7 protein-coding genes and 1 tRNA gene are annotated in these 6,302 nt (G+C 48.2%); 4 read left to right on the top strand and 4 right to left on the bottom strand.

Going from position 1 to position 6,302, the window contains the following annotated elements:
• On the bottom strand, nucleotides 1–206 hold a 206-nt coding region (locus J0895_RS00260), incomplete at its 3' end, for a hypothetical protein (protein WP_207086146.1).
• Between the two features lie 376 nt (nucleotides 207–582).
• Between J0895_RS00260 and dnaA the strand changes: the two genes are divergently transcribed.
• Complete coding sequence (gene dnaA, locus J0895_RS00255; RefSeq protein ID WP_207086145.1) at nucleotides 583–1,959, top strand: chromosomal replication initiator protein DnaA; 1,377 nt, start codon at nucleotides 583–585, stop codon at nucleotides 1,957–1,959.
• A 28-nt stretch (nucleotides 1,960–1,987) separates the two neighbouring features.
• Here the strand turns inward: dnaA and J0895_RS00250 are convergent, their stop codons facing one another.
• Nucleotides 1,988–2,152 (bottom strand): hypothetical protein, encoded by a 165-nt coding sequence (locus tag J0895_RS00250; protein ID WP_207086144.1) that lies wholly within the window; start codon nucleotides 2,150–2,152, stop codon nucleotides 1,988–1,990.
• A gap of 21 nt (nucleotides 2,153–2,173) precedes the next feature.
• On the opposite strand from J0895_RS00250, the gene dnaN reads away from it, so the two are divergent.
• Nucleotides 2,174–3,364, top strand: coding sequence for a DNA polymerase III subunit beta (dnaN, locus tag J0895_RS00245; protein ID WP_207086143.1), 1,191 nt, complete (start codon nucleotides 2,174–2,176; stop codon nucleotides 3,362–3,364).
• Nucleotides 3,365–3,553: 189 nt separating this feature from the next.
• Here the strand turns inward: dnaN and J0895_RS00240 are convergent.
• Nucleotides 3,554–3,634 (bottom strand) — tRNA-Leu (locus J0895_RS00240).
• Between the two features lie 262 nt (nucleotides 3,635–3,896).
• On the opposite strand from J0895_RS00240, the gene accC reads away from it, so the two are divergent.
• Nucleotides 3,897–5,246, top strand: a complete 1,350-nt coding sequence (gene accC, locus J0895_RS00235) for an acetyl-CoA carboxylase biotin carboxylase subunit (RefSeq protein ID WP_207086142.1) — start codon at nucleotides 3,897–3,899, stop codon at nucleotides 5,244–5,246.
• Between the two features lie 312 nt (nucleotides 5,247–5,558).
• Here accC and J0895_RS00230 read toward each other — a convergent pair whose 3' ends face one another.
• Nucleotides 5,559–5,843 (bottom strand): YggT family protein, encoded by a 285-nt coding sequence (locus J0895_RS00230; protein WP_207086147.1) that lies wholly within the window; start codon nucleotides 5,841–5,843, stop codon nucleotides 5,559–5,561.
• A 203-nt stretch (nucleotides 5,844–6,046) separates the two neighbouring features.
• On the opposite strand from J0895_RS00230, the gene psbX reads away from it, so the two are divergent.
• Nucleotides 6,047–6,166, top strand: a complete 120-nt coding sequence (gene psbX, locus J0895_RS00225) for a photosystem II reaction center X protein (protein WP_207086141.1) — start codon at nucleotides 6,047–6,049, stop codon at nucleotides 6,164–6,166.
• Nucleotides 6,167–6,302: the final 136 nt, after the last annotated feature.

The raw sequence follows: 6,302 nt of genomic DNA, 5'->3' as shown, positions 1-6,302 counted from the left end.
GATTCAGCAACGGTGGTTAGACACTGCTGCGCCGATTGAGAATACATCGCTTGAAAATGACGATTAGAAGCCATCAGGCGATGCAAGTCAAACAAGCCCTGGGATTTTACCTGTTTTGAAATAAAGTTGCCTTGCATAATACGTTCCGCAGTTGTGTAGTTTATTGGACTCACCACAAATAAACTCAAGAATTGCTTTAAGCTCATTATTGGGATTAATTAAAATTTGTTGACACCCAAACATTTTATTGACCTCCTTAGCTGTCATTAAGCAATATATCAAAGACCAACAACGAATATAATTGCTTCTTCCCCTTGGTCAGTCGCTCGGCTTATATCCCCACGGATAAATCCGGGGGCTTTACTCCGATTCTCGGTAAAAAAGACTTAAAAATTAGCCTTTAACCCCTTTGATTATAGACAATTCCTGAATCCAAACCGCGATCGGCTCCTAAACTATATCCCTGTTGACAACCGACAATTGTTAGCTCAGATACAAGTATCACCCGGCGATCGGCTAATCAAGGCAGAATTTTTTGCTACAGTCATAAGGCATCAAAGATTAGTGCTTGCGAGGTCAGTTGTGGAGATTCCTCTCGAAAGTCTTTGGGATCAGGTGCTGGAACGGTTACAAGTGCAGTTGAGTCGTCCCACCTTTGAAACCTGGATCAAAACCGCCACTGCCGTGCAGCTAGAAAATAACTGCTTGGTGATTGACACGCCCAATCCCTTTGCCCGCAACTGGTTACAAAAGTATTACATTAAAACCATTGCTGATGTCGTCACCGATATCTTGGGACATCCCGTGGATATTTACATCACCACCAGCGGCAGTGAAGCCACCCAGGGGAGCGATCGCCGTGACTATCTGTGGCCCTCTCCCGTCGTCACCCAGAGTCCCGAACCCAGTCCCACCCATCCGCACCGTCCTACAGAACTCAATTCCAAATATGTCTTTTCCCGATTTGTGGTGGGTGCGAACAACCGGATGGCTCATGCCGCCTCCCTCGCCGTTGCCGAATATCCAGGACGGGAGTTTAATCCGTTGTTTCTCTGTGGCGGGGTCGGATTAGGAAAAACTCACCTAATGCAGGCGATCGGTCATTATCGCTTAGAAATCTGTCCAGATTGTAAGATATTTTATGTCTCTACAGAACAATTTACCAATGATTTAATTGCTGCAATTCGCAAAGATAGTATGCAAAGTTTTCGGGAACATTATCGAGCGGCAGATGTGTTATTAGTCGATGACATTCAATTTATTGAAGGCAAAGAATACACCCAAGAAGAATTTTTCTATACGTTTAATACCCTCCATGAAGCTGGGAAGCAAGTAGTCTTAGCCTCAGACAGACCCCCAAATCAAATCCCCCGACTGCAAGAGCGGTTATGTTCCCGTTTTTCAATGGGATTAATTGCGGATGTTCAAACCCCGGATTTAGAAACCCGCATGGCAATTTTGCAAAAAAAAGCCGAATATGAAAAAATGCGCTTGCCTCGGGATGTGATTGAATATATTGCCTCTCATTTTACCTCAAATATTCGAGAATTAGAAGGGGCATTAATTCGGGTTGTGGCTTATTTGTCCATTTCGGGATTACCGATGACGGTGGAAAATATTGCGCCGATTTTAAATCCCCAAACCGAGCCAGTCAAGGCCACGGTAGAATCGGTGATGACGGCAGTAGTGGAGATATTGGGAATTTCTGTGGAGGATTTAAAGGGGAATTCGCGACGGCGAGAAATCAGCCATGCGCGTCAGATTGCGATGTATCTGATCCGTCAGCATACGGATTTGAGTTTACCGAAGATTGGGGAGGAGTTTGGGGGAAAAGACCATACGACAGTGATGTACAGTTGTGAAAAAATTGCGGCGCTCAAGGATAATGAGGTGGAAATGCGGAATTTGCTACGACAGTTGAGCGATCGCATTCACTTTGCGAGTAAATCTCCTGGGTAAGGATTATCAGGAGTTCCCGGGTTCTCGTTCAGTCGTGAGTGATGAAAAAATTAGTAAAGTTTTCCACAAGTTTTCCACAGGGGGAGAGGAGGAGAAAAAAGGCGATCGCGCCATCACCACTGGATAGAAGAAAGAACCAGTGGTAGGATGGGCGATCGGGCAGAAATTGCGCCGATCGCTGTACTGAATCCAAACAAGGCACCTCTAACGACTCATGAAATTTATTTGCGCTCAAAACGAACTCGCCAGCAACCTGTCCCTGATCAGTCGTGCAGTCCCCTCTCGTCCGACTCATCCGGTACTCGCCAACGTGCTACTCAGTGCCGATGAGGAACAGCAGCAAGTCAGCTTAACTGCCTTTGATTTATCTCTGGGAATCAAAACCAGTTTTGCCGCCAAAGTCGAAACCAGTGGCACCCTCACCCTCCCCGCTAAACTCTTTAACGACATCATCTCTCGTCTGCCGGATGGAGAAGTCACCCTCGACGATGAAAGACCCTCCACCGGGGAAAATGCCGCTGCTGAAGCGGGAATTTTAGCCACCATCATCTCCACATCGGGACGGTATGAAGTCCGGGGAATGAGTGCGGAAGAATTTCCTGCATTGCCGACGATTTCCGAAGGACAAACCGTGCAACTTCCCGCCGAGGCCCTGATGCAAGGATTGCACGGCACCCTCTTCGCCACCTCTGCCGATGAAACCAAGCAAGTGTTAACCGGAGTTCATTTAATCGTCCATGCCGACAGTTTAGAATTTGCTGCCACCGACGGACATCGCTTGGCGATCGTGGAAACCATCAACGAAACAGAAGACAGTGACGACGAATCAGAAGAACCCGATGAAGATGCCGATGAATTAGAAGTCACCGTTCCCGCGCGTGCCTTACGCGAACTTGAGCGCATCGTGGGAATGCATGAAGGACATGAACCGATTTCCCTCAACTTTGACCCCGGACAAATCGTCTTAGAACTGGGAGGATTTCGCCTCACCAGTCGCACCTTAGAAGGTCAATATCCTGCCTATAGTCAATTAGTCCCCCGGTCCTTTGAGCGCCAAGTTACCGTAGAACGCCGCCAACTTTTAAGCGCCTTAGAACGAATTGGAGTCTTAGCCGATCGCAAAAATAATATCGTTAAATTCTCCATCGACCAAGAAAAACAAATTCTCTCTCTCTCCGTCGAAGCTGCCGATGTCGGCAGTGGACGAGAATCCATGTCGGCTCAAATTACCGGAGAGAGTTTAGACATTGCATTTAATGTTAAATATGCAATGGAATCCTTGAAGAATATTAGCGCCACCGAAATTATCATCAAGCTGAATTCACCTACATCTCCCGTGGTTTTATCTCCGTTAACCGGCGTAAAAATGACCCATTTAATCATGCCCGTTCAGATGCGGGGGTAATTTTTGGGGCGCGATTAGGTTGACTGGTTTTCTGAGGTGAATTGTTAGGATTAAGAGAAGAAACGCCTGAAGGCGTTACTACAAACGGGGGAAATACTTTCTTTTGTTCGTAGTGACGCCTGAAGGCGTCTCCGGCCATAAAGCAAAAGGGGTTACAACATTATTGCTGTAACCCCTTTTCAGATTTAATGCGGATGGCGAGACTCGAACTCGCAAGGCAAAGCCACACGCCCCTCAAACGTGCGCGTATACCAATTCCGCCACATCCGCACGCAATGAACCATCTTAGCTCATCCTTGATTAACTTACCATACTTTTCTTAAAAAGTTTCACCAATTTGAAAGATTTTTTCAAGTTCGTCAGAATTCCTTTAGGGACAAAGGTTTCAGGCTGTGGATGCTTTCGAGACAAACTCGTATTATCCGAGACATGATAGGATTGGGAGTTGGCATATCTATGCGGCTGAATCCGGGACACCCACAGGATTCGGTCATCCTTTATTGATATTTAAGAGTTGAGCAACCGCAGGCCCATGCAATTCTCCAAAGTTCTCATTGCCAATCGCGGCGAAATCGCCCTTCGGATTCTCCGGACCTGTGAGGAGATGGGGATTGCCACGGTTGCGGTACACTCCACCATTGACCGTCATGCTCTCCATGTCCAATTGGCGGATGAGGCGGTTTGCATTGGCGAACCTCCCAGTGCTAAAAGCTATCTGAATATTCCCAATATCATCTCTGCCGCCTTAACCCTGAACGCTACGGCAATTCATCCGGGTTATGGGTTCCTGTCGGAAAATGCTCGGTTTGCCGAAATCTGTGCGGATCATCAGATTAGTTTTATTGGACCGACTCCCGAGGCGATGCGTGCAATGGGTGATAAGTCTACGGCGAAGGAAACCATGCAAAAGGCCGGGGTGCCGACGGTCCCGGGAAGCTATGGGTTAATTAGTAATGAAAAGGATGCCCGGGAGATTGCCAAGAAAATCGGCTATCCGGTGATTATTAAGGCAACTGCTGGGGGTGGCGGACGAGGAATGCGCTTAGTCCGGGAAGAGAGTGAACTGCCGAAACTGTTTGCGGCGGCGCAAGGGGAAGCAGAAGCGGCGTTTGGGAATGCCGGGGTTTATTTAGAAAAATTTATTGAACGCCCTCGCCATATTGAGTTCCAAATCCTGGCGGATACTCACGGCAATGTGATCCATCTGGGGGAACGGGAATGCTCGATTCAGCGCCGCCACCAAAAATTGCTGGAAGAAGCGCCCAGTCCGGCCCTAACGCCTAGCTTGCGCCAGAAAATGGGTAAGGCGGCGGTGAAGGCGGCGAAGTCGATTAATTATACGGGTGTTGGAACGATTGAGTTTCTGCTGGATCATTCGGGTCATTTCTATTTTATGGAAATGAATACTCGGATCCAGGTGGAACACCCGGTGACGGAGATGATTACGGGGTTGGATTTGATTGCGGAACAGATTCGCATTGCTCAAGGGGAAAAGCTGCGCCTGAGTCAGGACCAAGTGCGGTTACGGGGTCATGCGATCGAATGTCGGATTAATGCGGAAGACCCCGATCGCAATTTTCGCCCCAGTCCTGGACGGATTAATGGGTTTTTACCCCCTGGCGGTCCGGGGGTGCGGATGGATTCCCATGTTTATACGGATTATGATATTCCGGCCTATTATGATTCGTTGATTGGCAAGTTGATTGTCTGGGGTTGCGATCGCCCTGCGGCCCTCAAGCGGATGAGACGTGCACTCCGCGAATGCGCTATTACCGGGGTCCCGACTACGATTCCTTTCCATCAGAAGATTCTGGAGCATCCCGATTTTATTAAAGGGGATGTTTATACCGATTTTGTCGAACAGATGATGTCGAAGGGGTGAGGATGGTCATTGGTCATTGGTTATTGGTCATTCACGCGCTTATGGAGGCTCTGCCTCCAGTCCCTCGTCCTGTTTCCTCGTGACGAAAGCTGAAGCCGAGTCACGCGCTTATGGAGGCTCTGCCTCCAGTCCCGTTACAGGCGGCAGAGCCGCCAAGAGTGCGTGTCACGGCTTCAGCCATGACACGAGGAGAGAGGCAGGGGGGTTAGGCGTTACAGGCGGCAGAGCCGCCAAGAGTGCGTGACTCGGCTTCAGCTTTCGTCACGAGTAGAGGGAACGACTTCAGTCGTTACTACGATCTCCGCGATCTGCCTACATCATCATTCTGAGTAACCCTTGCTGACCTAGTAGGATTTCTCTGATGAGACTGAAGATGCCGACCCAGATAATGGGGGTAATGTCTACGCCGCCTAGGGGGGAGATGATTTTGCGGGTGGGGGCTAAGAAGGGTTCGGTGGGGATGGCAATGAGGCTCCAGGGAAATTTAGTGAGTTCGATTTGGGGATACCAGGTTAGGATAATCCGGAAAATGAAGCATAGGGTCATCACGACTAAGAAGGGGCCAATGATCCAACTGGCGATCGCTACCGATGTCATCATGAGTAAAAATTTAAGTTTTGTTACAACCTTGTTAACTCTATTGTATTTCAATCCCTGCCCCCTGTGGAGGGTCCCTTACCCTTGCTTCTCCTCTTGAACCCTTAAGTGATAGAGTTTTGGAATTGGAATAAACTGGACTTCTCAACGGGGTAACGGTTTAATAAAATGATAGAAATGTAAATCTTGTTTAAGGAGAAACTATGACGCCATCACTCGCCAACCTTTTTTGGAGCCTCTTCTGGGGTACTTTCTTGATCGTGATCCCCGCCACTGCTGCTCTCATCTTCATTAGCCAAAAAGATAAAGTGGAACGGTTGTGACCACAACACGCACTGAACGGAATACCGTTACAGTGCGGGCTTCTTAAGAAATTAAGGAGCGTGTCATTAGCCTGAGTAATTCGTTAAGCCAGGATTACTACGTTACTCCAGAATATATAGGCACTTTGGGATGTAG

Origin of the sequence: Phormidium pseudopriestleyi FRX01 (genome assembly GCF_017313335.1) — a bacterium.
In the GTDB taxonomy this organism is placed as follows: Bacteria; Cyanobacteriota; Cyanobacteriia; order Cyanobacteriales; family Laspinemataceae; genus Laspinema; species Laspinema pseudopriestleyi.
The sequence above is the reverse complement of the archived record's forward strand: the minus strand, read 5'-3'. Positions and strand labels throughout refer to the sequence as shown.

Excerpts from the sequence above, each read along its gene's own strand:
- dnaN (WP_207086143.1), top strand. The coding sequence starts at position 2,174 with ATGAAATTTATTTGCGCTCAAAACGAACTCGCCAGCAACCTGTCCCTG.
- psbX (WP_207086141.1), top strand. The coding sequence starts at position 6,047 with ATGACGCCATCACTCGCCAACCTTTTTTGGAGCCTCTTCTGGGGTACT.
- J0895_RS00230 (WP_207086147.1), bottom strand. The coding sequence starts at position 5,843 with ATGACATCGGTAGCGATCGCCAGTTGGATCATTGGCCCCTTCTTAGTC.
- accC (WP_207086142.1), top strand. The coding sequence starts at position 3,897 with ATGCAATTCTCCAAAGTTCTCATTGCCAATCGCGGCGAAATCGCCCTT.